Below are 25833 nucleotides of genomic sequence, written 5' to 3' on the forward strand. Positions count from 1 at the left end.
ACGTTCCGTCTTCACTCACCCCAGGCTTGCCGCAAACGGGCCAGGGCCGACTCGATCGCCGGCTCCGGCACCGCCGCAAAACCAAGCACCAGACCGGCGCGCTGATCGAGCGGCAGCGTCGAGTCCGGCAGCCAGTATTTGCTCAAACCATGGACCTCCACCTCTACGCTGGCGGCCTGCTCGATCAATTGCTGTTCGCGGGCCACGCTGTCGACCGTCACCGTGAGATGCAATCCGGCCGACACCGCGGGCAATGCCCCCACACCCGCCAGGCCATGTGGCCAACCATTGATCAGCGTGTTGCGCCGGCTCAGGGCTGCCCGACGCATCCGTCGGATGTGCCGCTGGAAGTGCCCGGCCGCCATGAACTCGGCCATCACCGCCTGAGTGCTCACCTCGGAGTGCCGGACATCCACTGCACGCCGTTGCGCAAACGCCTCCACCAGCCCCGGCGGCAACACCAGATAACCCAGGCGCAGCGCCGGGAACGCGACTTTGCCGAAGGTGCCGACGTATAGCACGCGGCCCTGGCGGTCGAGTGCAGCCAGCGGGGCCAGTGGCGCGCCGGTGTAGCGATACTCGCCGTCGTAGTCGTCCTCGACAATCCAGCCGCCGGTACGCTCGGCCCAGGCCAGCAACTCCAGGCGCCGCGCCAGGCTCATCACCACCCCCGTCGGGTACTGATGAGAGGGCGTGACATAAGCCACTCGGCAATCTTCGGCGGCCGCCAGTGCCGCGCAGTCGATACCCTCTTCGTCCACGGCAATGCCTTGCAATCGGCCACCGGCCAGCGCGAAGGCGTGACCCGCTGCGCGGTAGCCCGGATTTTCAATGCCGACCCCGGCGCCCGGCTCCACCAGCAACTGTGCACAAAGGCTGATTCCCTGCTGCGCGCCACTGGTGATCACAATTTGCTCAGCGGAACACTGCATGCCGCGCGAACTGCGCAAATAAGCGGCGATCAGACCGCGCAAGCGTGCATCGCCCGCCGGGTCGCCGTAACACAGTTGCTGTAAGTCGGGTTTGCGCCAGAACGCCGCGTTCAGCTTGGCCCAGACGTCGAACGGGAACAGATCGAACGCTGGAACCCCCACCCTGAAAGCCCGTGGCGGACCGCTTGGCGGCGTTGGCAAATGATTCTGTTCAAGCCGCTGCAGGGCTCCGCTGTGGATAACTTTTCTGGATAAATCCCCAGTGGCTTTGGCCACAATTGTGGATAAAGCTGTGGGTAAGCCTGTTGAAAAACCTGTGGATACTTTTGTGGATAGTTTTTTCGTCGGTGCCGTCGATTGCGGCAATTGCGCTACATACGTCCCGTCACCGACCCGTCCTTCGATAAAACCCTCGGCATACAGCTGATCGTAGGCGCGCACCACGCTGTTGCGGGAAATCCCCAACGCTGCCGCCAGATCGCGACTGGCCGGCAAGCGCGTGCCGCTGGCCAGAAGCCCGTCGAGCACACGCAGGCGCAAGGCCTGATAGAGCTGACGACTCAGGCCTTTGCGGCGGTCGAGCTCAATACCGGCGGGGTTGAACGGCAGCGACAGCGTGGTCGGATCGGGCATGACAATGGACCTGTGAAATTGGTCATCAATGGCTCTTACAACAGACCAATAGCCTGCCTACGATGCAGGCATTCGCCAAGGAAATTTTCTCCATGTACACGCCCCGCGCCTTTGCCATCGACGACTTGTCCCAACTGCACGAACTGATCCTCGCCACCCGCCTCGCGATCCTGGTGACCCATGGCGAACAAGGCTTGCAGGCCAGCCACGTACCGGTGCTGCTGCATCGTGAACAAGGCCCGAACGGTACGCTGTACGGGCATCTGGCCAAGGCCAATGCGCAGTGGAAAGACCTGCGCGATGGCGCCGAGGCCATGCTGATTTTCCCCGGTGCCGATGCCTACGTCAGCCCGGGCTTTTATCCGAGCAAGGCCGAGCACGGCAAAGTCGTGCCGACCTGGAACTACGTTGCCGTGCACGCCTACGGTCACGCTGAAACCTTCAGCGATGGCGGTCGGCTGCTGGACATCGTCAGCACCCTCACCGATCGCCATGAAGCGGGCCGCGACCGGCCCTGGTCCGTCGACGATGCGCCGGCCGATTACATCGACGGCATGCTCAAGGCCATCGTCGGATTCGCCATTCCGATCGACCGCCTCGAAGGCAAGCGCAAGCTCAGCCAGAACCGCAGCGCCGAAGACATCGCCGGCGTGCGCGAAGGCCTGGCTGCCAGCTCCGACATCAACGATCAAACCCTCGCTCACTTGATGCGTTAAGGAAATCACCATGAGTCAGATCGACATCCGTCCGGTCAGCGCCGCCGATCACGCGGCGTGGCTGCCGCTGTGGCAGGCCTACCTGCGCTTCTACAACACTGAGCTGCCCGACGCGGTCAGCCAAAGCACCTGGCAGCGTTTTCTCGACCCGAACGAACCAACCCACGCCGCCCTCGCCTGGGCCGACGGCAAAGCGGTGGGCATGGTGCATTTCATCTACCATCGTTCGAACTGGAGCATCGAAAACTCCTGCTACCTGCAAGACCTGCTGGTGGAGCCGCAAACCCGTGGCACCGGCGTCGGTCGCCTGCTGATCGAACACGTCTACGCCACGGCCAAGGCCGACGGTTGCTGCAAGGTGCACTGGCTGACCCACGAAACCAACGCCACGGCGATCCAGCTCTACGAGCGCATCGCCGAACGCCCGGGTTTCATCCAGTTTCGCAAAGCCATTTAAGGAGCCACGTGCATGACGATTTCTCTCGCAGACTGGAAAGGCGTGCCGCCGCCCTCCACCACCTTGATCGAAGGCCGCTTCATCCGCCTTGAAAAACTCGACCCGGCACGCCACGGCGATGACCTCTTCAATGCCCTGCAAGGCCCCGGCGCCGATCCGAAACTCTGGGATTACTTGCCCTACGGCCCGTTTCCGGAGCGCAGCGCTTTCAATGACTGGCTGAACAACCACGCCGCCCACAGCGATCCGTATTTCTTCAGCGTCATCGACCGCGCCAGCGGCCAGGTGCAAGGCCTCCTCAGCCTGATGTCGATCGTCCCGGCCCAGGGCCGCATCGAAATCGGCCACGTCACCTTCGGCGCCCCGATGCAGCGCTCGCCGAAAAGCACCGAGGCGGTCTACCTGCTGGCCAAAGAATCCTTCGCCCTCGGCTACCGCCGCCTGGAATGGAAATGCAACAACGGCAACGCCCGCTCCAAATACGCGGCCGAGCGGCTGGGCTTCAGCTTCGAAGGCGTGTTCCGCCAGCACATGGTGGTCAAGGGCCAGAACCGCGACACCGCGTGGTATTCGATTCTGGACTCGGAATGGCCGGCGATCGCAGCGGGATTCGAGCGCTGGTTGAGCGATGAGAATCAGACGGCGGATGGGCAGGTGAAGGGGTTGGTTGAGTGCCGCGCTTGAGCCGGTGAACGTAAAAGAGCGCAGCCTGCGGCATCTCATTCAAGCGATGTCCAAGGCTGCGATTTCGACTCTGCACCACCGTCGGATCTGCAATGAATTGCAGATGAACGTCCAAATCTGAGGCCTGAACTGCAAAAGAATGCACATAGGCCATACATCATTCTGTAAAAACCCTCCGCTATACAGAACGCCCTCACTTATAACTAAAAGGACGTTCCCCCCATGCCGCTCCCGCCTCAGCGCCTTTCTCTCGCCACAGCCCTGCTGATCGCCACCAGTGCCGCCCACGGCAAGACCGTGCAGATCGACACCGCCACCACCGCGTCGCAGACATTGGGTGGCAGCGATACGCTGACGATTTCGGCGCCGGGCAGCATCACCAACAGCGGCAAGGCTGTGAGCCTGAAGGACAAAACCAGTGGTGTCGGCGTGATCATCGATAACGCCGGCAAGATCATCTCATCCGGCGGCCGGGCCATCGACAGCAGCGGCGATCTGACCCAGGCACGCAACTACGCGATCTACAACCGCAGCGGCGGGCAGATTCTCGGTTCCAACGATGCGATTCGCATCGACAGCAACTTCGTCAGTGGCAGTCTCTTGATCGACAACAGCGGCACCCTTCGCTCGACCACAGGCCAGGGGCTGGATCTGGATGCGCTGCGCAGCGACGGTGTGAAAACCACCATCATCAACCGCGCCGGCGGGCTGATTCGCGGCGACGCCAGCGACGGCATGAAAACCGGCGCCAACGCGACCATCAGCAACTACGGCGAAATTTCCACCGGTGATTCGCACAACGCCAATCAGAAGTTCGACGGTATCGATATCGACACCGCGACTGGCGTCAGCGTGACCAACTATGGCGTGATTTCCGGCGGCCGTCATGGCATCACCACCGACCTCGGCGCGACGCTGGTCAATTACGGGCAGATCACCGGACGCAACGGCTCCGGCTTCGGCTCCGACGGCAACGGCACGGTGATCAACCACGGCACCATCACGGGTGCGTATTCAGGCTTGCAGCCCAACGGCGACGGTGACGGCGTGGACATCGACAAGATCGCTCACATCGAAAACTACGGCACCATTCAAGGCGTCGGCGCGGGCGGCGTGGACAAGGGCGGTTTCGCCAATGGCAGTGAAGGCATCGCGCTGGGCGGCGGTTACATCCTCAACGCCAAAGGCGCCCTGATCAGCGGCGCCAACAGCGCCATTCTGGTGGACGACGGCAGCGGCGGTTCGGGGCTGGCGGCCACCACGCTGAAGAACGACGGCACCATTCAGGGCCTCGACGGGTTTGGTGTGAAGTTCGTCGGTGAGTTCGCCGACAACGTGATCAACGGCGGCACCATCAGCGGCAGCAACGGTCTCGCGCTGGACCTGGGCGGTGGCAACGACAGCCTGACACTGCGCAACGGCAGCCGCTTTGTCGGCGTGGTCGATGGCGGCAGCGGTTACGACCGAGTAGTGATGGACGACGCGGCGGGCGGCAGCTTTGGTGCGAGCCGCCATTTCGAATGGCTTGAGGTCAAGCAAGGCGTCTGGACCCTGACCGGCAGCGGCGATTTCAGCGACGGCGGTGCCGTGCGCAATGGCGCGACCCTGATCAACCAGGGTGGCATCGCCGGTAACCTGAGCGTGGACGCCGGTGGTGTGTATGCCGGCGGCGGGTCGGTGGGCAACCTCAACGTGAATGGCACGTTGCGCACTGACACCCGGCTCGGCACCGCAACCATCGTGCACAACTTGAACATGGGCAGTGCATCCACCCTCGCCTACGGCGTTAACGCCGATGGCAGCAGCGCGCCAGTCCAGGTCGGCGGCACGGCCAATCTCAACGGCGCAACGCTGGCGGTCAATCCCGGCAGCGGCACCTATCCGTGGCAGAGCCATTACACGGTGCTGCAGGCTGCGCGGGTCAACGGCACGTTCGGCGCGGTCACCAGCGACTACGCGTTCCTCACGCCGACCCTCGCTTACACGCCAACGCAGGTCAACCTGACCTACACCCGCAATGACGTGGCCTTCAATGAGTTCGCTGCTACCGGCAACGGCAGCAATGCCGCCAACAGCCTCGCCTCGATGGGCAAGAACAACCCGCTGTACAACGCTTTGCTCAACACCACTCAAAGCAGTGCAGGCGCAGCCATCGAGCAACTGGCCGGCGCCAGCAACGCCAACCTGACCAGCGCCACCCTCGGCGCCAGCAGTCAGGTGGGCAGCAGCATGCTCTCGGCGATGCAGCAAATGGGTGGCAGCCCAGGCTTGATGGTCGGCCTCGATCAGCGTGACACACCAATCCTCGCCGCCAACGGAGTACCGTCCGAAGCGCGAAACCTGAATGATCCGAACGCCCGGGGCCGACTCTGGCTGCAAGCCATCGGTGGCTACGGCAAGCTCGATGGCGAACACGGCAGCAGCGGTCTGGAACAACGCACCAAGGGCAGCCTGCTCGGTGCCGACTGGGCACTGAATCCGCAATGGCGCCTGGGAGTGCTCGGTGGTTATTCGAACACCGACCTGGACGCCACCGGCGTCGACGGCAATGTCGAGAGCTGGCACGCCGGCGTTTACGCGCTGCATCAGAACGGCCCGCTGGCCTTGCGCCTCGGCGCCGCGTACAGCGGCCATCAGGGCGAAAGCAAACGCACCATCGCATTCAATGGATTCAGCGATCGTCCCAAAGGCGATTACGACGCCGACAGCCAGCAAGCGTTCGCCGAACTCGGCTACGCCATGGGCACTGGCCGGCTCAGCGCCGAACCGTTCGCCAGCCTCGGTTACCAGCGCTATCACCGCGACCGCTATCAGGAAAAGGGCGGCGCGGCGGCCTTGCAGGTCGACAGCCAGACCCAGGACAACTTCAGCAGCACCGTCGGTCTGCGCCTGGCGCACCTCAGCTCGCTGGACAATGGCATGAGCCTGACCCCGCGCATGGCCGCCGGCTGGAAGCACACCTATGGCGATGTCAGCAGCTCGACCCGTCAGGCATTTGTCGTGGGCGGGACCGCGTTCAGCGCCGATGGCAGCTCGCTGGATCGTGACAGCCTTGTCCTCGAGGCAGGGCTGGACCTGGGCGTTTCTGCGCGGCATACGCTGGGCCTTGGCTACAGCGGCGAGATGGGCAGCAACAGTCGCAATCACGGGCTGATCGGGCAGTGGCAGATGAGCTTCTGAATGCTGTAGGCAAATGTTCCACGCGATGAAAGCAAAAGCGGTCCGTTAAACAAAATGGGCCGCTTTACTGTCACGTCAGTCGACAATCCCTGCATGCTTGGCAGATCCGACTGACATCGATGCCCAGGCACCCCGTTTTAGAGTTCGACCTCCCAACACGGAGGTTGACCCGATGCCTGTTCGACATACACACCGACTTCACCATCTGGCCGTCGCTATTGCATTGACACTCGGCTATACGGGGATCTCACTGGCGCAGGAGTCCGTTCTCGTTCCTGATCCGCCACCCGAACAAACACCGACGCCGGGACTATCAGCGCTCGACGCATTTATCAAAGCCCCGGACACGCTTACGACTACCGTCAAGAGCGGGCAAAAGGCAAAAGACGGCATTTCCCTGCAACTGAGTGATGCAAACGACCTGGTAATCGTGAAGCCTCGTGGCAGCTTCGCCGGGATCGTTGACGGAGGCGCCGGAGTTAACGTTCTGCAACTCGATGCCAAGGAAGGAAAACTCGGCGAATCACGCAACTTCGAGGGACTGGAGGTCAAACAAGGCGCCTGGACGCGCTCAGGTTCGGGTGACTTCAGCACCGGGGTGCTGATACGCGCCAAGGCATCCCTGATTCACGAAGGGCATATTCTGGGTGGAGCACTGACCGAGGGCATTTTCATCAACAGAGGCCAGATTGATCACGGGGTCACGGTTCTCCCCGGCGGGGATCTGACTCACTCGGGGCTCATTGCCGGCAACGTGGATGTGCAGGAGAACGGTCATTTCGCCGGCAGCGGTATCGTCGGCGGCCTGAATGTGCAGGGACGCTTTTCCGTTGACGAGGTGTATGGCGCACCCAGGATCAGGGGCGACCTGAAATTGTCGCGTCCGGCAGTATTGGCCTATTCAATCGATGCTTCCGGCAACAGCCCGACCATCATCGTCGAGGGCACTGCCAGCCTCGGGGATGCGACCCTGAAACTGGTCACCAGCGGTGACTATCCACAAAGCAGTCAGCACACCATCCTCGAGGCCGGCAAGGTCGAGGGCCGGTTCGGCACCATTGAAAACAATCTGGCCTTCATGACGCCAACCCTGGATTACGATGATCCCAAGCGGGTCGGCCTGACCTATGCGCGCAATGGGTTGCCCTTCGAGCAAGTCGCCACCAGCGACAATAGCCGCGAGTTCGGTAAAAGCATTGAGCCTCAGGTGTCGCCAGCCCCTTCCCCTGTTCAAACCCAGGCTCCGGCCGAAACGCCGGAATCTCCCGAACCACCCCGACAAGCGCAAACGCTGCAATCCCCTGCCACGCCTCAGACGCCGGCGGTTTCAACCACTGCGCGCAACACTGCCGTCGCGGCACTACTCACCACCGACAAAGCCACGGCCGCCATCGCCCTCGATCAACTGGCCGGCGGCAGTAACGCCAACCTCGCCAAGGCCACCTTGAGCAGCGTCACGCCGGTCAGCGTCAGCCTGCTGTCGGCCATGCACCAGCTCGATAACCTGCATGACAACCAGCCAAACGCACCCCGCCACGCGGCCGGAAACGCCGAGAGTGGCAGGGTCTGGCTGCAGGCCCTCGGCCACAGCGGGAAACTGGATCGCGATGTGCAGCCCATGCAGCACTCCACCAAAGGACTGCTGCTCGGTGCGGACTGGCGCCTCAATGAAGAATGGCACCTGGGCTTGATGGGCGGCACCTCCGACACGCGCCTGGACAGCAAGGAGCTGGACGGCGATCTCGACAGTAGGCACCTCGGCGCCTACGCCTTGCGCCAGACCGGCCCGTTGTCACTTCGGCTCGGCGCAACCTGGAGCCGTCACGAAGGCAGTACCCGTCGCGAAGTCGCGTTCGGCCGCTTCCAAGACCGACTGAAAGGCAACTACCAGGCCAGCACCCAGCAAGCGTTCATCGAGTCGGGATACAACCTGGGTCGGGCCAACGTCAGCGTCGAGCCGTTTGCCAGCCTCGCCTACCAACGCTACCAGCGCGACGGCTACACCGAAAAAGGCGGAACGGCGGCGCTCAAGGTGGACGATCAATCCCAGGGCAACTTCAACACCACCGTCGGCCTGCGCATGGCGAAGGTCAGCACGCTGGATAACGGCATGCGCCTCACGCCACGATTCAGCGCGGGATGGAAGCACGTTTACGGCGAGACCGACACCAGCACCCGCCAACGTCTGGTTACCGGCGGCCGTGACTACACCATTTATGGCGCAGAGCTGGATCGCAACAGCCTGACGCTGGACACCGGGCTTGATCTGACCGTTTCGGCCAATCACACACTCGGTGTTGGCTTGTCGGGTGAGATCGGTACCGACAGCCGCAACCATGGCGTATCGGGCCAGTGGCGAATGGCGTTCTGAGGACCGATCACACGCGGCCGCAAAGTGCGGCCGCGTGTGTAAAGCAAAAAAAAGGGGAGCACATGCCCCCCCGAGGTTTAAAGCGTTGTATCGAGGCTGTTATCTCAGCCTTCGATCTCGATCAGGATTTCGCCCGGGTTCACCCGGTCGCCCTTGGCAACGTGAATGGCGGTGACCTTGCCGGCAATCGCGGCCTGGACTTCGGTTTCCATCTTCATCGCTTCGGTGATCAGCACAGCCTGGCCTGCCTTGACGGTGTCGCCTTCCTTGACCAGCACATCGACGATGTTGCCCGGCATGGTGGTGCTGACATGGCCCGGAGCCGAGGCTTGCTTGCGCTTGCTGCTGCCGCCGCCGACGAATTCGTTGAGCGGTTCGAACACCACTTCTTCCGGCATGCCGTCGATGGACAGGTAGAAGTGACGCTTGCCTTCAGCCTTGACGCCGACACCGGTGATGTCCACGCGATAGGTTTCGCCGTGAACGTCGATGACGAACTCGGTCGGCACGCCTTCGCCGCCGGCCGAGGCCACCTTGCCCGCTTCCGGGATCGGCAGCAGCACTTCCGGGGTGAGGGTGCCGGCGGCACGCTCTTCGAGGAACTTGCGGCCGATGTCCGGGAACATGGCGAAGGTCAACACGTCTTCTTCGGACTTGGCCAGAGCGCCGATATCGGCACGCAGCTTGGTCATTTCCGGCTTGAGCAGATCGGCCGGGCGGACGTCGATCACCTCTTCGCTGCCGATGGCCTGACGACGCAGCTTCTCGTTCACGGTGCCCGGCGCCTTGCCGTAGCCGCCTTGCAGGTAGAGCTTCACCTCGTTGGTGATGGTCTTGTAGCGCTCGCCGGCCAGCACGTTGAAGAACGCCTGGGTGCCGACGATCTGCGAAGTCGGGGTCACCAGCGGCGGGAAACCGAGGTCCTCGCGCACGCGCGGGATTTCCGCCAGCACTTCGTTCATGCGGTTCAGAGCGCCCTGCTCTTTCAACTGGTTGGCCAGGTTGGAAATCATCCCGCCCGGCACCTGGTTGACTTGAACACGGGTGTCGACGGCGGTGAACTCGCTTTCGAACTGGTGGTACTTCTTGCGCACGGCGTAGAAGTACAGACCGATTTCCTGCAACAGCTCCAGGTCCAGACCGGTGTCGAACTCGCTGCCCTTGAGGGCTGCGACCATCGACTCGGTGCCCGGGTGGCTGGTGCCCCAGGCGAAGCTGGAGATCGCGGTGTCGATATGGTCGGCACCGTTTTCGATGGCCTTCAACTGGCACATCGCGGCCAGACCGGCAGTGTCATGGGAGTGGATGAACACCGGCAGCGATTGCTCGGCCTTGAGGGCCTTGACCAGTTCACCGGTGGCATACGGGGTCAGCAGGCCGGCCATGTCCTTGATCGCCACCGAGTCGCAACCCATGGCTTCCATCTGCTTGGCCTGGGCCACGAATGCGTCGATGGTATGCACCGGGCTGGTGGTATAGGCGATGGTGCCCTGGGCGTGTTTGCCGGCAGCCTTCACCGCTTCGATCGCCACGCGCAGGTTACGCACGTCGTTCATCGCGTCGAAGATACGGAACACGTCGATGCCGTTGACCGCGGCCTTGGCGACGAACGCCTTGACCACATCATCGCTGTAATGGCGATAGCCCAGCAGGTTCTGCCCGCGCAGGAGCATTTGCAGACGGGTGTTGGGCAACGCGGCGCGCAATTGGCGCAGGCGCTCCCACGGGTCTTCTTTCAGGAAGCGCACACAGGCGTCGAAGGTTGCGCCGCCCCAGACTTCCAGGGACCAGTAGCCGACTTTGTCGAGCTTGTCGCAGATCGGCAGCATGTCTTCAGTGCGCATGCGGGTGGCGAGCAGCGATTGGTGAGCGTCGCGCAGGATGGTATCGGTGACAAAGATCTTCTTGCTCATTCTTGTATTCCTCACAGGCCTGCGTGGGCGGCGATGGCGGCGGCGATGGCCAGGGCCAGCTCTTCGGGTTTGCGCTTGATCGAGTAGTTGGTCAGTTCAGGGTGGCTTTCAACGAAGCTGGTGTTGAACTGGCCGCTACGGAATTCCGGGTTGCGCAGGATTTCCTGGTAGTAAGCGGCGGTGGTCTTCACCCCTTGCAGACGCATGTCGTCGAGGGCGCGCAGACCACGGTCCATCGCCTCTTCCCAGGTCAGCGCCCAGACCACCAGTTTCAGGCACATCGAGTCGTAGAACGGCGGAATGGTGTAGCCGGTGTAGATCGCCGTGTCGGTACGCACGCCCGGGCCGCCGGGGGCGTAGTAACGGGTGATCTTGCCGAAGCTCGGCAGGAAGTTGTTTTTCGGGTCTTCGGCATTGATCCGGAACTGCAGGGCAAAACCGCGATGCTGGATGTCTTCCTGCTTCACCGACAACGGCAGGCCGGAGGCGATGCGGATCTGTTCGCGGACAATATCGATCCCGGTGATTTCTTCGGTGATGGTGTGTTCCACCTGCACCCGGGTGTTCATCTCCATGAAGTACACCTCGCCCTCGGCGAGCAGGAACTCCACGGTGCCGGCGTTCTCGTAACCCACGGCCTTGGCCGCACGCACCGACAGGTCGCCGATGTAGGCGCGCTGTTCCGGGGTCAGCTGCGGGCTCGGGGCGATTTCGATCAGCTTCTGGTTGCGACGCTGGATCGAGCAGTCACGCTCGAACAGGTGCACCACATTGCCGAAGCTGTCGCCAAGGATCTGCGCTTCGATGTGCTTGGGATTGACGATGCATTTTTCCAGGAACACTTCGGCCGAACCGAAAGCCTTGGTTGCCTCGGAGATGACGCGAGGGAAATTCTGTTCGAGTTCTTCGCGGCTGTTGCAGCGACGGATACCGCGACCGCCACCACCGGAGGTGGCCTTGAGCATCACCGGGTAACCGATGCGGTCGCCCTCGCTCAAGGCTTCTTCGATGCCCGAGACATTACCTTCGGTGCCCGGCGTGACCGGCACACCGGCCTTGATCATGCTGCGGCGCGCTTCGGTCTTGTCGCCCATGCGGCGGATGACTTCCGCCGACGGGCCGATGAATTTGATCCCGCGCTCGGCGCAGATCTCTGCCAGCTCGGCGTTTTCCGAGAGGAAACCGTAACCGGGATGCAGCGCATCGCAGCCGGTTTCCACCGCCAGATTTACCAGCTTGCGCGGGTTCAGGTAACCGGCCAGCGGCTCGGCACCAATGCTGTGGGCCTCGTCCGCACGCTTCACATGCAAGGCATGGCGGTCGGCGTCGGAAAAAATCGCAACCGAGCGAATGCCCATCTCGGCGCACGCACGCACGATTCGTACGGCAATCTCACCACGGTTGGCGATCAGGATCTTTGTTATCACTTGGAGGTTCCCTTGAGCCGGTGGTACCCACGACCTGCTAGACCCAGGCCGACGCGTGACCAAATGTTTCAATCTGGTCGCGGCTTCACACTAGCGCTCACAATGGATTAACAAAAATGAATAAAAATTGGGTCAGGCATAAGGAAAGACTTATAGTCGCTGCATCCACCATCGGCCAGAGTCGGTAGAAAATGCGTAAGTCCTTGATGCGTATGACATTGCGTCAATTGCAGATCTTCAACGAAGTGTGTGATTTACGTTCCTACAGCCGCGCAGCCGAGGAAATGTCTCTCACACAACCGGCCGTCAGCCTACAGATTCGTCAGCTTGAAGAGCTGATCGGGCAGCCACTGTTCGATTACGTCGGCAAAAAACTCTACATGACCGAGGCCGCGGAAGCACTTCAGCGCGCCAGTCGCGACATCTTTGGCCGGCTGGAAAACCTCGACATGCAACTGTCGGACATGCAGGGCTCGCTGCAGGGCCAGTTGAAACTGGCAGTGGAATCCAGCGCCAAATACTTCGTGCCGCACCTGTTCGCGGCATTCAAGCGCCAGCATCCGGAGGTGAATCTGCAACTGACGGTGGTCAACCGCGGCCAGGTAATCCGCCGCCTCTCCGACAACCGCGACGACCTGGTGATCATGTCGATGGTGCCGCAGGACATGGGCCTGGAGTTCCTCCCCTTCCTCAACAACCCGATCGTGGCAACCGCCCGACCGGATCATCCGCTGGCACACATGGGTCCGCTACGCCTGCAGGATCTTGAACCCTACACACTGCTGATTCGCGAGCCCGGCTCGGGCACGCGACTGGCCTGTGAAGAGTATTTCAAAGAGAAGCGTGTGCACTTCACCCAGACCCAGGAAGTGGCCTCGGCTGAAGCCCAGCGCGAGTGCGTACTGGCGGGTCTGGGCGTCGCGCTGTTGACGCGCCACGCCCTGAACCTGGAGCTGGCGACCGGCGGTCTGGTGGAGCTGCCGGTCGAAGAGTTGCCGCTGTTTCGCAGCTGGTGCCTGGTGCAAGCCAAAGCCAAGCGACTGTCACCGGTGGCGCACGCCTTCCTGGCGTTTATCCGCAGCGAACGGGCGCAGATCAGCGCGCTGGTTGAGCGCTTCGACGGGAAGCTGCGGGAGCTGCCTGCCAGTAGTTGAGTTCGATGTCCTCGGGAAAATCGCTGATTTCGGTCTGAAGCTGACGTAGTTCGAAGCGATCTTCGATGGCGCGGCGGAACTCCATGCGGCGCTGGTCTTCCTGCTGACGACGGGTTTTCGCGGCGCTGTTGCGTTCTTCGTAAGGCTGAGCCATTTCGAGTCTCCCAAGGCGATTACGGGAGTTTCACGATAGGCCCGGAGGATGACGGTTTGGCTGCGTCGGGGTTACAGGCAGATGAAGATTGCCTTCACCCCATGACCATCAGTCATCCAGCGCTTTCACCGACTTGGGTGACAGCCGCAAGCTGCGCAGGCTGCGCTTGACGCTCTTGAGGTGGTTGACCAGGCTCGGCCCGCGCGCCATGGCCACGCCCATGGCCAGCACGTCGATCACCACCAGGTGGGCGATGCGCGAAGTCAGCGGGGTATAGATTTCGGTGTCTTCGTGTACGTCGATCGCAAGATTGACGGTCGACAGCTCGGCCAGCGGCGTCTGGCTCGGGCACAAGGTAATCAGCGACGCCCCGCTTTCGCGAACCAGGTTGGCGGTGATCAACAGGTCTTTGGAACGGCCGGACTGGGAGATACAGATCGCCACATCGGTCGGCTTCAGCGTCACTGCCGACATCGCCTGCATGTGCGGGTCGGAATACGCCGCAGCGGTCAGCAGCAGGCGGAAAAATTTGTGCTGCGCATCCGCGGCTACTGCGCCCGATGCACCGAAACCATAGAACTCGACGCGCTGGGCCTGGGACATCAGCGTCACCGCGCGTTGCAGCTCCAGCGGATCGAGCTTCTCGCGAACCTCCATCAGGGTGTGCAGGGTGGTGTCGAAAATCTTCAGGCTGTAGTCGGCGACCGAGTCGTCCTCATGGATCGCGAACTGACCGAAACTGGCGCCGGCCGCGAGGCTTTGCGCGAGTTTGAGTTTCAGATCCTGAAAACCGGAACAACCGATGGCGCGACAGAAGCGCACGATGGTCGGCTCGCTGATCCCGACGCTGTGGGCCAGATCGGCCATGGAACTGTGCATCACTGCCGCAGGGTCAAGCAGCACGTGGTCGGCGACCTTGAGCTCCGACTTGCGTAACAGGTGACGTGACTGGGCAATGTGTTGCAGCAGATTCAAGGGGCTGGACTCTTGTTATGGAAAGATGTGCTTTGGCCAGATGCCGGGGATGTAGCAAGCTTGTAGTTATACTACATGAATTGGCTTTTTGCCTGCTCAATGCGTAACTGGATCGCCCCGGATCAGGCGACATGCGCTGCATGTAGCCCTTTACAGCGGTTTTTCCTGTTCACGCAGCAACGCGGCAAGGCCGACCGCCTCCACCGGACGACTGATCAGATAGCCCTGCACCTCGTCGCAACCTTCAGTTTTCAGAAACGCCAGCTGCTCGGATCGCTCGACACCTTCGGCGACAACTTTCAGTGACAGCCCGTGAGCCATCGCAATGATCGCCCGGGTGATCGCCGCATCTTCGCTGCCCTCCCCCAGCCCGCGAATGAACGCCTGATCGATCTTCACGTAATCCACCGGAATCCGCTTCAGATAGCTCAGCGATGAATAGCCGGTGCCGAAATCGTCGATCGCCAGCTTCACCCCCAGATCCCGCAGTTGCTGGAACGTGGCGATGATGTGTTCGACGCTGTCGAGCAGCTGGCTTTCGGTCAGTTCCAGTTCGAGGTAGTGCGGTGCCAGGCCGGTTTCCTCCAGCACCTGACGCACCAGACTGACCAGTTTGCCCTGGCGCAACTGATGCACCGACAGGTTTACCGAAACCCGGATCGGCGCCAGCCCCTGCCGCTGCCATTCGCAGGCCTGCCAACAGGCCTGACGCAGCACGAATTCGCCGATCGGCCCGATCAGGCCCGTCTCTTCGGCCAGACCGATGAAGTCCCCCGGCGGCACCCGGCCCATGGTCGGGTGATCCCAGCGCACCAGCGCTTCCGCCGCGTTGAGGCGACCGGTCGCCAGACACAGTTTCGGTTGATAGAAGACGTTGAGCTGCTTGTCCTCGATGGCTTTGCGCAGCTGGTTTTCCAGTTGCAGGCGCTCCAGCGTGCTGGCCTGCAGGCTGTCGGTGTAGAACTGGAAGTTGTTGCCGCCCAGGTGCTTGGCATGTTGCATGGCCATGTTCGACTGGCTGACCAGCGCGGAAATCTCCCGGGCGTTGTCCGGCAGCATGCTGATGCCCATCGAGGCACTCACCACCAGTTCATGCCCTTCCACCGTCAACGGCAGCCGCAGCTTGGTCGACAGCCGTGTGGCGACCCGCGCCAGGCTCGACAGGTTGCCGTAGGCGTCGAACAGCACCGCAAACTCATCACCGGACAACCGGGCAATGGTGTCAGCCTCCGGCAAGGCACTGACCAGACGTCGTGACATCTTTTGCAGCAACTGGTCGGCGATCTCGTGACCGAGACTGTCGTTGAGCAGCTTGAAGCGATCCAGATTGATGTGCAGCAGCGCCAGACTCCGGCGCCCGCCCTGCCGCACGCGCTGATGGGCTTCGTGCAGGCGTTCGCGGAACAGCGAGCGGTTGGCCAGGCCGGTGAGTTCGTCGTAATGGGTCAGGTAACGCATACGCTCTTCAGATTCGCGCCGAGCCGACAGATCGGCGAAGAAGCCGACGATATGGCTCACATTTCCCCGACTGTCGCGTACCGCATTCAATTGCAGCCATTGCGGGTACAGCTCGCCGTTCTTGCGGGTCTCCACCAGCTCGCCCTGCCAGCTGCCGTGCTGCTCCAGCGCGTGGCGGATGGCGACGTAATGCCGGCGGGCGTCGCGGCTGCACGGCAGTTCGACGACGTTGCGCCCGAGCATGTCGTCGATGTCATACCCGGTGACCCGGCTGAAGGCCTGATTGATGGCGATCAGCGAATAATTCGGGTCGAGGATCACGATGCCTTCGCTGGCGGCCTCGAACACCGTCGCCGCCAGTTGCTGCTGGGCTTCCAGGCTTTTGCTGACGCTGATGTCGCGGCGGGTGCCGACCATGCGGATCACCCGTCCGCTGTCGTCGCGCTCCACCGCCCGCCCACGGTCTTCGATCCAGACCCAGTGGCCGTCACCATGGCGCACGCGGTACTCGATCTGATAATCCTCGGTGCGCCCCTTCAAATGCTCGATCAGCGCTCGCTTGAGTGGCGGCACGTCTTCCGGGTGCAATCGCGGCCGCAGGTGCCTGAGCAAACCGGTGACATATTCCGGGTCAATGCCAAACAATTCCTGAATCTGCGTGTGGTGAACTTCGTCGGTCTGCAGGTTCCAGTCCCACAGCCCCAGCTCACTGGCCTTCAACGCCAGGGCCAGGCGCGCCTCACTTTTGCTCAGGGCCTGGTTGGCGACGTCCAGTTCCCGGCTGCGCTGGGCGACCCGGTCTTCCAGCTCGACCTGCGCTTCGCGCAGCTTGCCCTCGGCACAGCGCCGTTGTTCGATTTCCTTGGCCAGCTCCTGATTGAGCTGTTCGCTGCGGGTTTGCGCTTGTTGCAGGTGTTCGATCAGGTGCTGGTTCTGGAAGCGCCGCAGCAACCCACGATCTATCAACCGATTGACCTGCCACGCCACCACGCTCAGCGAGCCGAGCAGAATCAGCCCGAGCCAGCCCCAGCCTCGCGCCAGTTCGTCACCGCCCCAGAACAGATAGCCGATGGCCGGCAGCAGGCATGGCAAGGTAAAGGAAAGAAACGCAGGAATGCTCACGGCGTAGGCCACGCTGGCCGACAGGGTCGCGGCGCCAATCAGGCCGAACACCCAGGCCTGCTGCATGAAATTGTCGGCGGGGACCAAAGCGATGCCGGCGCCGGCCAGGGTCAGGCCGGTCATGGTTGAGCCAAGCAGGAACATCCGCCCCCAGATCGGCTGGGCCTGGCGATCGGGAATCGCCGAGTCGAACGCGGCGACCTGAATCACTCGCAACGCCACCAGCGACAACAGCCACACCAGCCAGACGCTGACCACGAAGTAACGCTGCGGGCTCCAGAGCAGACCGGCGCAGACCAGACCATTGATCAACATGAACAGAGTGGGCAACAGCGAACCCTGATAAAGAAGGCGCGTGCGCTCGACCGCCATTTGGGTGGCGTAATGCTTGCGGATCACCCGGGGTTCCACAGAGGGGCCCGAAAGGTCGAAGCTGAGGGTCATAGGCAACGTTCTTGTTCTTATAGGTGTGAGCATGCGCCCGGAAACGTGGACCGAGCATACACAAGCCGAACCACTTGCCAAACTGCCCCAGATCATAATTTCACCGAAACTTTTCCGTCGCCCGCCGCCCTCCAAAGCCCCGACGCCAGGCGGGCCAACGCCTGTAGCCGGTGACCGACCGGTCGTCACGGGCGGCACTTTCATCGGCTAATGCAAAGCTCGGTTTGCCCGGGCCTGCGGCGCACCCTAGAATGCCCCGATGCGCGATGATCTCTCCCTTCTGCTGAACTCCCTCAACGATGCCCAACGCCAGGCTGTAGCAGCCCCCGTTGGTCGTCAATTGGTCCTGGCCGGTGCCGGCTCCGGCAAAACCCGAGTGCTGGTGCACCGCATCGCCTGGTTGATCCAGGTCGAGAACGCCTCGCCCCACTCGATCCTGTCGGTGACCTTCACCAACAAGGCCGCTGCCGAGATGCGTCACCGCATCGAGCAATTGCTGGGCATCAACCCGGCCGGCATGTGGGTCGGCACGTTCCACGGCCTGGCGCACCGCCTGTTGCGGGCGCACTGGCAGGAAGCCGGGCTGAGCCAGACCTTCCAGATTCTCGACAGCGACGACCAGCAACGCTTGGTCAAACGGGTGATCCGCGAGCTGGGGCTGGACGAACAACGCTGGCCGGCCCGTCAGGCCCAGTGGTTCATCAACGGGCAGAAAGACGAAGGTCTGCGTCCGCAGCACATTCAGGCCAGCGGCGATCTGTACCTGGCCACCATGCGCGGCATCTATGAGGCTTACGAGGCCGCCTGCCAGCGCGCCGGCGTCATCGACTTCTCCGAACTGTTATTGCGTGCCCTCGACCTGTGGCGCGACCATCCGGGCCTGCTCGCGCATTATCAGAAGCGTTTCCGGCACATTCTGGTGGACGAGTTCCAGGACACCAACGCCGTGCAGTACGCCTGGTTGCGTCTGCTGGGCAAGGGCGGCGACAGCCTGATGGTGGTCGGCGACGACGACCAGTCGATCTATGGCTGGCGCGGCGCGAAAATCGAGAACATTCACCAATATTCTTCCGACTTCCCGGATTCCGAGACCATTCGACTGGAGCAAAACTACCGCTCCACCGCCGGCATCCTGAAAGCCGCCAACGCCTTGATCGCCAACAACACCGGACGTCTGGGCAAAGAGTTGTGGACCGACGGTGGCGACGGCGAAGCGATCAATCTGTACGCCGCATTCAACGAACACGACGAAGCACGCTACGTTGTCGAAACCATCGAAAGCGCGCTGAAAACCGGCCTTGCTCGCAGCGACATCGCGATTCTCTACCGCTCCAACGCCCAATCCCGCGTTCTGGAAGAAGCCTTGCTGCGCGAACGCATTCCGTACCGCATTTATGGCGGCCAGCGCTTCTTCGAGCGGGCGGAAATCAAGAACGCCATGGCCTACCTGCGTTTGCTGGAGGGTCGCGGCAACGATGCGGCGCTGGAGCGGGTCATCAACGTCCCGGCTCGTGGTATCGGCGAGAAGACCGTCGAAGCCATCCGTGAACATGCACGCCACAGCGATGTGTCGATGTGGGAAGCCATGCGCCAACTGGTGGCCAACAAAGGCCTGACCGGTCGTGCAGCCGGCGCCCTCGGCGCGTTTATCGAGCTGATCGAGAACCTCGCCGCCAAGTGCGCCGAGATGCCGTTGCACCTGATGACCCAGACCGTCATCGAGCAATCCGGACTGATCGCCTACCACGAAGCGGAAAAAGGCGAAAAGGGCCAGGCCCGGGTAGAAAACCTTGAGGAGCTGGTGAGTGCCGCGCGCAACTTCGAGAACACCGAAGAAGACGAAGACCTGACGCCACTGGCGGCGTTCCTCGGCCACGCGTCGCTGGAGGCCGGCGACACTCAGGCCGACGAACACGAAGACAGCATTCAGTTGATGACCCTGCACAGCGCCAAGGGCCTGGAATTCCCTTACGTATTCCTGGTGGGCATGGAAGAAGGCCTTTTCCCGCACAAGATGAGCCTGGAAGAACCGGGACGTCTTGAGGAAGAGCGGCGCCTGGCCTATGTCGGCATCACCCGGGCAATGCAGAATCTGGTGATGACCTACGCTGAAACCCGACGCCTGTACGGCAGTGAAACCTACAACAAGGTGTCGCGATTCGTACGGGAAGTGCCGAAAGGCCTGATTCAGGAAGTGCGCCTGTCGAATAGCGTCAGCCGACCGTTCGGCGGCAACCAGTCGATGAGCGGCAGCAACCTGTTCGGCGGCAGCGAGATCCCGGATACCGGCCTGAGCCTGGGCCAGGCCGTGCGGCACTCGATCTTCGGCGACGGCGTGATTCTCAACTTCGAAGGCGCCGGCGCCCAAGCGCGAGTGCAGGTGAACTTCAGCGAAGGCAGCAAGTGGCTGATGCTGGGTTACGCAAAGCTGGAAGCGATCTAAACGCCGGTTCTGCTGTTCTGTGGGAGCGAGCCTGCTCGCGAATTGGAGCGCCGCGGTTTACCTGATAAACCACGGTGCAGCCATCGCGAGCAGGCTCGCTCCCACATGGATTTATGCAACCCTTACCGACAGGACACCATGCATGGGCTCTGGCTTCTTTTCCTCCTGGACATTCTGGGCCCTGCTCTCGGCCACCTTCGCCGCATTGACGGCGATCTTCGCCAAGGTCGGCATCGAAAACGTCAATTCCGACTTCGCCACTCTATTGCGCACCATCGTGGTACTCGTCAGTCTGGCCTTGATTTTGTACGCCACGGGCCAATATCAGTCCCTGGGATCGATCTCTGCCAAAAGCTACCTGTTCCTGCTGTTGTCGGGTCTGGGTACCGGGGCTTCGTGGCTGTGCTATTTCCGCGCATTGAAAGTCGGGCCGGCCTCGCTGGTCGCTCCGGTGGACAAACTCAGCGTGGTGCTCGTGGCGGTACTCGGCGTGATCCTGCTGGGCGAGAAACTCGACCTGCGCCAATGGGGCGGCATCGGTCTGATTACCGCAGGCGTGGTGATGTTGGCGTTTCGACGCTGATCAATTTCCCACTGAACCCAAATCCTTTTCCTACAGACAAAAGTACATGGCCTTATTGCCTCGACTGAGCTGAACGTTACCTGTCAGGCAAAAGCCCGAAACACTCTCTCGCTAGCCAGTGACACTTCAGCTGTGCAACATGGCGCGCGTGTCTCCACAAACGGGAATTCCCTTTATGAAACGTTTTCTTAGCATCGCCATGGCGTTGTGCATCGGCCTGACGATGAGCCTCGACGCCAACGCCAAGCGCTTCGGTGGTGGCAAAAGCGCCGGCGCTGCGCCGACGCACCAGACCAGCCAGATGGCTCCTTCTTCCCCAGGCATGGGCGGCGCCGCTGCGACCGCTGGTGCTGCCGGTGCCGCAGGCGCTGCGGCCAAGGCTGGCGGCGCTTCGAAATGGCTCGGCCCTCTGGCCGGCATCGCCGCCGGTGGCCTGCTCGCTTCCATGTTCATGGGCGGCGGCTTCCAGGGCATGCAGATCTTCGACATCCTGATCATGGCCGTGATCGCCTTCGTGATCTTCCGCTTCATCGCCGCTCGTCGCCGCAAGCAGCAGGAGCAGTTCGCTCCGGCCGGCGCGCCGATGCAGCGTGAAGTATTCGAGCAGAAACCTGCCGCCATGGGTTCGATCTTCGGTGGCTCGGCCGCTCCGGCTGCCGCCCGTCCGGTGATCAACGCTCCGGCCTGGTTCAACGAGCAGCGCTTCCTCGAAGCCGCCCGCAGCCACTTCCAGTCGCTGCAGCAGCACTGGGATGCCAACGAAATGGACAAGATCGCCGAGTTCGTGACCCCGCAAATGCTCGACTTCCTCAAGCGCGAGCGTGCGGATCTGGGCGACGGCTTCCAGTCCACCTACATCGACAACCTTCAGGTACAACTGGATGGCGTCGATGATCGCGCTGACAAGACCATCGCAACCCTGACCTTCAGCGGCGTGTCGAAAACCTCGCGTTTCGACCAGGGCGAAGTGTTCAGCGAAAGCTGGAACATGGAGCGTCCGCAGGGCGACAACCAGCCATGGCTGGTCGCCGGTATCCGCCAGAACGGCTGATTCCTTCGGCGTCAGGCATGCAGTCATGAAAACCCCGGCCCAGGCCGGGGTTTTCTATTTCGCGGTTGCATCTATAGCGAGCTACTGTATAAACCGGCCCATATAAACCGCGCCATTCAAGCAAGAGGATCCCGGACGTGGAAGAAATCATCGAACAACTGCGCGAAGCCAACGAACCCGTACCGGTTCCCCTGGAGTTGCCCGACGAAGACCAACTGGTGGAAGTCGAAGAAGAACTCTTCATCAACATCCCGTTCGTCTTCAAAGAGTTTCTGCTGACCGTCAGCGACGTGGTTTACGGCAGCCTGGAGCCGGTGACCGTCACCGACCCGCAGTCCCACACCTATCTGCCGGATGTGGCGGCCAATGCCTGGGACGCCGGTGTGCCGCGCGACCTGATCCCGATCTGCCAGGACGGCGACAACTACTACTGCGTCGAAGAAGACGGCACCGTGGTGCTGTGGTCCGGCGAAGAAGAGCTGATCACCGAAGAGTCCTGGGAGTCGGTATGGCACTGGGCACGGGACGTCTGGCTGGAAAGCTGATCCGCCAGACGCCACGCCGGGTCAATGCCCCGACGATTCCTTGTGATTGTCGAGGGTTTCCAGCAAGGCCACCTGCATCCGCGTGTGTACCCGGATGAACCAGCGCCAGAGCAGCGCCGCCACGGCGGCCGCGACCACGGCGACCAGCACCAGCAACTTGTTGGTCGGCAAGATACTGGCCGACAAGGCTGCCAGCAGCAGGAAAATCACCAGCAGCGAGATGATCGGGATCACTTCGGCGATCACCCGACGCACTCGCTGTGTGTGACGCCCTGCCATCTCCGGCTTAACGCCCATCTCCGCCAGCAGCATCGAAAGCGCCTTGAGCTTGCGATAAGCCGCAATCAGGAACGGCAGCGATAGCAGCAACGCCCCGCCCCAGATCAACGCCTTCTGCCAGCTCGGATCGCTGATCCAGTCCTGAAGCCAGGTCGAGAGACGCCCGGCAAAGAACGCGCCGGCGAAAAAGATCGCAATCACCAGCGCCAGATTGACCCCGACCTGCAGCAGAATCCGCCGGATCATCGACGCCAGCATCGCACCCTCACCCTGCGGCTGAATGCTGCGCAGCCATTCGCCATACATCCCGAACACTCGACCAAGGCGCTGCGGCATGGCGGCGGACAACTTGATCGACAGCGGATCGGCGGCGCGGATCAGGTATGGCGTCAGTAACGTGGTAATCACTGAAACCGCAACGGCCACCGGATAGAGGAAGTTGCTGGTCACCTGCAGCGTCATGCCCAGCGCGGCGATGATGAAGGAGAATTCGCCAATCTGCGAAAGCCCCATCCCGACCCGTAGTGAGGTGCGTCCGTCATTGCCGGCGATAAAGGCACCGAGGCCGCAGGACAACATCTTGCCCAACACCACGGCCACAGTAATTACCGCAATCGGCCACGCGTATTGCAGAAGGATCATCGGATCAAGCATCAGGCCGATGGCGACGAAGAAGATCGCGCTGAACAGGTCGCGAACCGGCTCGATCAGGCGCTCGATCTTCAGCAATTGTCGCGACTCGGCCATGATCGCACCGATCAAAAATGCGCCAAGCACCATGCTGTACTCAAGCTTGACCACCAGCAGGCAAAAGCCAAAGCACAGCCCGAGCACGGTAATCAGCAGCATCTCGTTGCTTTCGAACTTCGCCACATAGGCCAGCAATCGCGGTACCAGCAGAATGCCGATGACCAGCGCGACGATCATGAACAGCGAGAGTTTGCCGACCGTGGAAAACACTTCGCCGGAACTTACCGTGCCGCTGACCGCGATGCTCGACAGCAAGGCGATGATGCCGATGCCGAGAATGTCCTCGACGATCAGCACACCGAAGATCAACTGGGCGAAGCGCTCGTTTTTCATCTTCAGATCGTTGAGCGCCTTGACGATGATGGTGGTCGAGGAAATTGCCAGGATGGCGCCGAGGAACAGCGAGTCCATGGTGTTCCAGTCGAACCAGCGGCCGATTTCGTAGCCGATCCAGATCATCAGGATGATTTCCAGGAATGCCGCGATAAACGCCGTGGCACCGACCTTGAACAGTTTGCGCAGGCTGAACTCAAGGCCCAGGCAGAACATCAGGAAAATCACCCCCAGCTCGGCGAGAGTCTTGATGGTTTCTTCGTCGTGGATCAGGCCGAACGGCGGGGTGTGCGGGCCGATGATGAAGCCGGCGACAATGTAGCCGAGCACCACCGGCTGCTTGAAACGGTGGAACAGCACGGTCACCACGCCTGCGACCAACATGATCACTGCCAGATCCTGAATAAAGCTGATGGCATGCATGGCGTGGGCTCCTTGAATGACGACGCTCGCGGCACGCGTCTGAAAACGCCTGGGCGAGCTGAGTAAAAATCCGCTTTAGATGTAGGAATCGCCCTTGGGGTGGGCTTTTGCAGGGTAACACCGCGACTTCCGGCTGAAAGGCGGTGCAATATATGGAAACAGATCGATCAGGGCGTGACGGCGGCCCGTTGCCCGGCGTCCCGATAACGGTGGTTTTGAAAAGCGACCAGGCACCCGCAGAGGTGCATCTTCCAGCAACCCTGCCTTGACCCGTGAGAACGTTATGGAACCCGGAAACGCCCAGCTGTCGATGACGGTACTGATGACCCCCGACATGGCCAACTTCTCTGGCAATGTCCACGGCGGCACCCTGCTCAAATACCTCGACGAAGTGGCCTACGCCTGCGCGAGCCGCTACGCCGGCCGCTACGTGGTGACCCTGTCGGTGGATCAGGTGATTTTCCGCGAGCCGATCCATGTCGGCGAACTGGTGACCTTCCTGGCGTCCGTCAATTACACCGGCAACACCTCGATGGAAGTCGGCATCAAAGTGGTGACCGAGAACATCCGCGAGCGCTCGGTGCGCCACACCAACAGCTGCTTCTTCACCATGGTCGCGGTGGACGATCAGCGCAAACCGGCTGCCGTGCCGCCGCTGCAGCCACAGAATAGCGAAGACAAACGTCGCTACATGCAGGCCCAGCAGCGCCGGCAGATTCGCCAGGAGCTGGAAAAGCGCTATCAGGAAATCAAGGGCGACGCCTGATCAGCCCTTCGATCTCTGGCGCTTTGTAGATAGCTTTCGCGAGCAAGCCCGCTTCCACAGGGGGAACGCATTCCAAATGTGGGAGCGGGCTTGCTCGCGAATGGGGGCAACGCGGTCTTACAGACTGATCGCCGTCGCCTCGAACTTCACGCGCGGATGGGTGATCCGGTCCTGCGCCCGCACCAGTTGCAGCTCATAGCTGGCGCAGGCCTGGGTCTCCAGCAGCACTTCATGCACCGCTGCCGCAGTGAATTCAAACGCCGCTACCAGACTGTCGCCGAGCAGCACTCGCGCCAGGAACAGGCCGGACGTCAGATCGCCCACACCGACCGGCTGACGCGGGAACGCCAGCAGCGGACGCCGCAGATGCCAACTGCCCTCGGCGGTAACCAGCAGCATCTCGAAGCCATCCGCCGGTTTCCCCGGGTAATCCAGATGCTTGACCAGCACCGCTTTCGGCCCGCGCGCCAGCAGCCCGCGCGCCATCGCCAGGCAATCGAACAGCGACTGTGGCTTGCGCCCGGAGAAGCTGTCCAGCTCCAGCTGGTTCGGGCACATGAAGTCCGCCACCGCTGCAGCCTCGTCGAGCAGGAAATCGCTGACTTCAGCCGGCACGCTGCAACCCTTCTCCGGATGGCCCATCACCGGGTCGCACAAATACAGGGCCTTGGGATTGACCGCCTTGATCCGCTCGATGCCACTGAGAATCGCCCGGCCCTGCGCCGCGCTGCCGAGGTAGCCGGACAGCACCGCATCGCAATTGCCCAATTCCCCAATGGCGGCGATCCCCTCAACCAGCTCCGGGATCCGCTGCGGTGCCAGCACTTCCCCGGCCCACTGGCCGTATTGAGTGTGATTGGAGAACTGCACAGTGTTGAGCGGCCAGACATTGACCCCGACCCGCTGCATCGGAAAAACCGCAGCGCTGTTGCCGGCATGGCCGAACACCACATGGGACTGGATGGCGAGCAGATGAGGCGTACGTTTCATTCGGGATTTTCCGTAAAACGATTGAAATTCAAGCCGCGCAGTATGCGACG

19 protein-coding genes are annotated in these 25833 nt (G+C 61.8%); 11 read left to right on the forward strand and 8 right to left on the reverse strand.

All coding sequences use genetic code 11. The features are described from left to right. Nucleotides 1–11 precede the first annotated feature (11 nt). A complete protein-coding gene (locus tag ACSPX5_RS23415; RefSeq protein WP_439820345.1) occupies nt 12–1565 on the reverse strand; it encodes a PLP-dependent aminotransferase family protein in 1554 nt (517 codons plus the stop codon). Nucleotides 1566–1657: 92 nt separating this feature from the next. Here ACSPX5_RS23415 and ACSPX5_RS23420 point away from each other — a divergent pair, with 92 nt between their 5' ends. From ACSPX5_RS23420 to ACSPX5_RS23440, 5 genes are all read left to right on the forward strand, one after another. Further along, nucleotides 1658–2281 (forward strand): FMN-binding negative transcriptional regulator, encoded by a 624-nt coding sequence (locus tag ACSPX5_RS23420; protein WP_439820346.1) that lies wholly within the window; start codon nt 1658–1660, stop codon nt 2279–2281. A gap of 10 nt (nt 2282–2291) precedes the next feature. Next, nucleotides 2292–2738: a GNAT family N-acetyltransferase gene (locus ACSPX5_RS23425; RefSeq protein ID WP_011336633.1), complete on the forward strand. Its 447-nt coding sequence runs from the start codon at nt 2292–2294 to the stop codon at nt 2736–2738. Nucleotides 2739–2750: 12 nt separating this feature from the next. Beyond that, on the forward strand, nt 2751–3422 hold the full coding sequence (locus ACSPX5_RS23430) for a GNAT family N-acetyltransferase (RefSeq protein WP_207865382.1): 672 nt from the start codon (nt 2751–2753) through the stop codon (nt 3420–3422). A 222-nt stretch (nt 3423–3644) separates the two neighbouring features. Next, entirely contained in the window at nt 3645–6602 is a 2958-nt protein-coding gene (locus ACSPX5_RS23435; protein WP_439820347.1) for an autotransporter outer membrane beta-barrel domain-containing protein, read from the forward strand. Between the two features lie 172 nt (nt 6603–6774). Continuing rightward, nucleotides 6775–8973, forward strand: coding sequence for an autotransporter outer membrane beta-barrel domain-containing protein (locus ACSPX5_RS23440; RefSeq protein ID WP_439820348.1), 2199 nt, complete (start codon nt 6775–6777; stop codon nt 8971–8973). Between the two features lie 104 nt (nt 8974–9077). Here ACSPX5_RS23440 and oadA read toward each other — a convergent pair whose 3' ends face one another. Both oadA and ACSPX5_RS23450 read right to left on the reverse strand, forming a co-directional pair. Beyond that, a complete protein-coding gene (oadA, locus tag ACSPX5_RS23445; RefSeq protein ID WP_169432523.1) occupies nt 9078–10886 on the reverse strand; it encodes a sodium-extruding oxaloacetate decarboxylase subunit alpha in 1809 nt (602 codons plus the stop codon). Nucleotides 10887–10897: 11 nt separating this feature from the next. Beyond that, nucleotides 10898–12313 (reverse strand): acetyl-CoA carboxylase biotin carboxylase subunit, encoded by a 1416-nt coding sequence (locus ACSPX5_RS23450; RefSeq protein ID WP_085708794.1) that lies wholly within the window; start codon nt 12311–12313, stop codon nt 10898–10900. A gap of 191 nt (nt 12314–12504) precedes the next feature. Here ACSPX5_RS23450 and ACSPX5_RS23455 point away from each other — a divergent pair, with 191 nt between their 5' ends. Continuing rightward, nucleotides 12505–13467, forward strand: a complete 963-nt coding sequence (locus ACSPX5_RS23455; protein ID WP_439820349.1) for a LysR family transcriptional regulator — start codon at nt 12505–12507, stop codon at nt 13465–13467. Here ACSPX5_RS23455 and ACSPX5_RS23460 read toward each other — a convergent pair. The 3 genes from ACSPX5_RS23460 to ACSPX5_RS23470 all read right to left on the reverse strand — a co-directional run bounded on the left by ACSPX5_RS23460 (nt 13409) and on the right by ACSPX5_RS23470 (nt 17620). After that, nucleotides 13409–13621 (reverse strand): PA3496 family putative envelope integrity protein, encoded by a 213-nt coding sequence (locus tag ACSPX5_RS23460; RefSeq protein WP_085708792.1) that lies wholly within the window; start codon nt 13619–13621, stop codon nt 13409–13411. The genes ACSPX5_RS23455 and ACSPX5_RS23460 overlap by 59 nt on opposite strands. Nucleotides 13622–13729: 108 nt before the next feature. Next, on the reverse strand, nt 13730–14596 hold the full coding sequence (gene hexR / locus ACSPX5_RS23465) for a transcriptional regulator HexR (protein WP_007954250.1): 867 nt from the start codon (nt 14594–14596) through the stop codon (nt 13730–13732). A 150-nt stretch (nt 14597–14746) separates the two neighbouring features. Then, the gene (locus ACSPX5_RS23470) at nt 14747–17620 is read right to left on the reverse strand and encodes a GGDEF domain-containing phosphodiesterase (protein ID WP_169432526.1); all 2874 of its coding nucleotides are present in this window, start codon (nt 17618–17620) and stop codon (nt 14747–14749) included. Nucleotides 17621–17879: 259 nt separating this feature from the next. Between ACSPX5_RS23470 and uvrD the strand changes: the two genes are divergently transcribed. The 4 genes from uvrD (at nt 17880) to ACSPX5_RS23490 (ending at nt 22242) form a co-directional block, all read left to right on the forward strand. Continuing rightward, nucleotides 17880–20063: a DNA helicase II gene (gene uvrD / locus ACSPX5_RS23475; protein ID WP_207865378.1), complete on the forward strand. Its 2184-nt coding sequence runs from the start codon at nt 17880–17882 to the stop codon at nt 20061–20063. A 142-nt stretch (nt 20064–20205) separates the two neighbouring features. Next, nucleotides 20206–20646, forward strand: coding sequence for an EamA family transporter (locus tag ACSPX5_RS23480; RefSeq protein ID WP_016984014.1), 441 nt, complete (start codon nt 20206–20208; stop codon nt 20644–20646). A gap of 175 nt (nt 20647–20821) precedes the next feature. Beyond that, nucleotides 20822–21697 carry a Tim44 domain-containing protein gene (locus ACSPX5_RS23485; protein ID WP_169432528.1) on the forward strand — a complete coding sequence of 292 codons (876 nt, stop codon included), beginning with the start codon at nt 20822–20824 and terminating at the stop codon, nt 21695–21697. A 137-nt stretch (nt 21698–21834) separates the two neighbouring features. Continuing rightward, nucleotides 21835–22242: an SMI1/KNR4 family protein gene (locus ACSPX5_RS23490; protein WP_007995855.1), complete on the forward strand. Its 408-nt coding sequence runs from the start codon at nt 21835–21837 to the stop codon at nt 22240–22242. Nucleotides 22243–22263: 21 nt separating this feature from the next. On the opposite strand, the gene ACSPX5_RS23495 is transcribed toward ACSPX5_RS23490, so the two are convergent. After that, nucleotides 22264–24027: a cation:proton antiporter gene (locus ACSPX5_RS23495; protein WP_169432529.1), complete on the reverse strand. Its 1764-nt coding sequence runs from the start codon at nt 24025–24027 to the stop codon at nt 22264–22266. Between the two features lie 283 nt (nt 24028–24310). Between ACSPX5_RS23495 and ACSPX5_RS23500 the strand changes: the two genes are divergently transcribed. Further along, the gene (locus tag ACSPX5_RS23500; protein ID WP_003229693.1) at nt 24311–24793 is read left to right on the forward strand and encodes an acyl-CoA thioesterase; all 483 of its coding nucleotides are present in this window, start codon (nt 24311–24313) and stop codon (nt 24791–24793) included. Nucleotides 24794–24910: 117 nt separating this feature from the next. Here the strand turns inward: ACSPX5_RS23500 and pdxY are convergent, their stop codons facing one another. Continuing rightward, on the reverse strand, nt 24911–25783 hold the full coding sequence (pdxY, locus tag ACSPX5_RS23505; RefSeq protein WP_169432530.1) for a pyridoxal kinase PdxY: 873 nt from the start codon (nt 25781–25783) through the stop codon (nt 24911–24913). Between the last annotated feature and the right edge of the window lie 50 nt (nt 25784–25833).

Source organism: Pseudomonas sp. HLG18, assembly GCF_051903985.1.
GTDB classification, from domain to species: Bacteria; Pseudomonadota; Gammaproteobacteria; order Pseudomonadales; family Pseudomonadaceae; genus Aquipseudomonas; species Aquipseudomonas fluorescens_BT.

Bases quoted from the DNA above. Each gene is read 5' to 3' on its own strand.
- ACSPX5_RS23415 (WP_439820345.1), bottom strand. From the start codon at position 1,565: ATGCCCGATCCGACCACGCTGTCGCTGCCGTTCAACCCCGCCGGTATT.
- ACSPX5_RS23420 (WP_439820346.1), top strand. From the start codon at position 1,658: ATGTACACGCCCCGCGCCTTTGCCATCGACGACTTGTCCCAACTGCAC.
- ACSPX5_RS23425 (WP_011336633.1), top strand. From the start codon at position 2,292: ATGAGTCAGATCGACATCCGTCCGGTCAGCGCCGCCGATCACGCGGCG.
- ACSPX5_RS23430 (WP_207865382.1), top strand. From the start codon at position 2,751: ATGACGATTTCTCTCGCAGACTGGAAAGGCGTGCCGCCGCCCTCCACC.
- ACSPX5_RS23435 (WP_439820347.1), top strand. From the start codon at position 3,645: ATGCCGCTCCCGCCTCAGCGCCTTTCTCTCGCCACAGCCCTGCTGATC.
- ACSPX5_RS23440 (WP_439820348.1), top strand. From the start codon at position 6,775: ATGCCTGTTCGACATACACACCGACTTCACCATCTGGCCGTCGCTATT.
- oadA (WP_169432523.1), bottom strand. From the start codon at position 10,886: ATGAGCAAGAAGATCTTTGTCACCGATACCATCCTGCGCGACGCTCAC.
- ACSPX5_RS23455 (WP_439820349.1), top strand. From the start codon at position 12,505: ATGCGTAAGTCCTTGATGCGTATGACATTGCGTCAATTGCAGATCTTC.
- ACSPX5_RS23460 (WP_085708792.1), bottom strand. From the start codon at position 13,621: ATGGCTCAGCCTTACGAAGAACGCAACAGCGCCGCGAAAACCCGTCGT.
- ACSPX5_RS23470 (WP_169432526.1), bottom strand. From the start codon at position 17,620: ATGACCCTCAGCTTCGACCTTTCGGGCCCCTCTGTGGAACCCCGGGTG.
- uvrD (WP_207865378.1), top strand. From the start codon at position 17,880: ATGCGCGATGATCTCTCCCTTCTGCTGAACTCCCTCAACGATGCCCAA.
- ACSPX5_RS23480 (WP_016984014.1), top strand. From the start codon at position 20,206: ATGGGCTCTGGCTTCTTTTCCTCCTGGACATTCTGGGCCCTGCTCTCG.
- ACSPX5_RS23485 (WP_169432528.1), top strand. From the start codon at position 20,822: ATGAAACGTTTTCTTAGCATCGCCATGGCGTTGTGCATCGGCCTGACG.
- ACSPX5_RS23495 (WP_169432529.1), bottom strand. From the start codon at position 24,027: ATGCATGCCATCAGCTTTATTCAGGATCTGGCAGTGATCATGTTGGTC.
- ACSPX5_RS23500 (WP_003229693.1), top strand. From the start codon at position 24,311: ATGGAACCCGGAAACGCCCAGCTGTCGATGACGGTACTGATGACCCCC.
- pdxY (WP_169432530.1), bottom strand. From the start codon at position 25,783: ATGAAACGTACGCCTCATCTGCTCGCCATCCAGTCCCATGTGGTGTTC.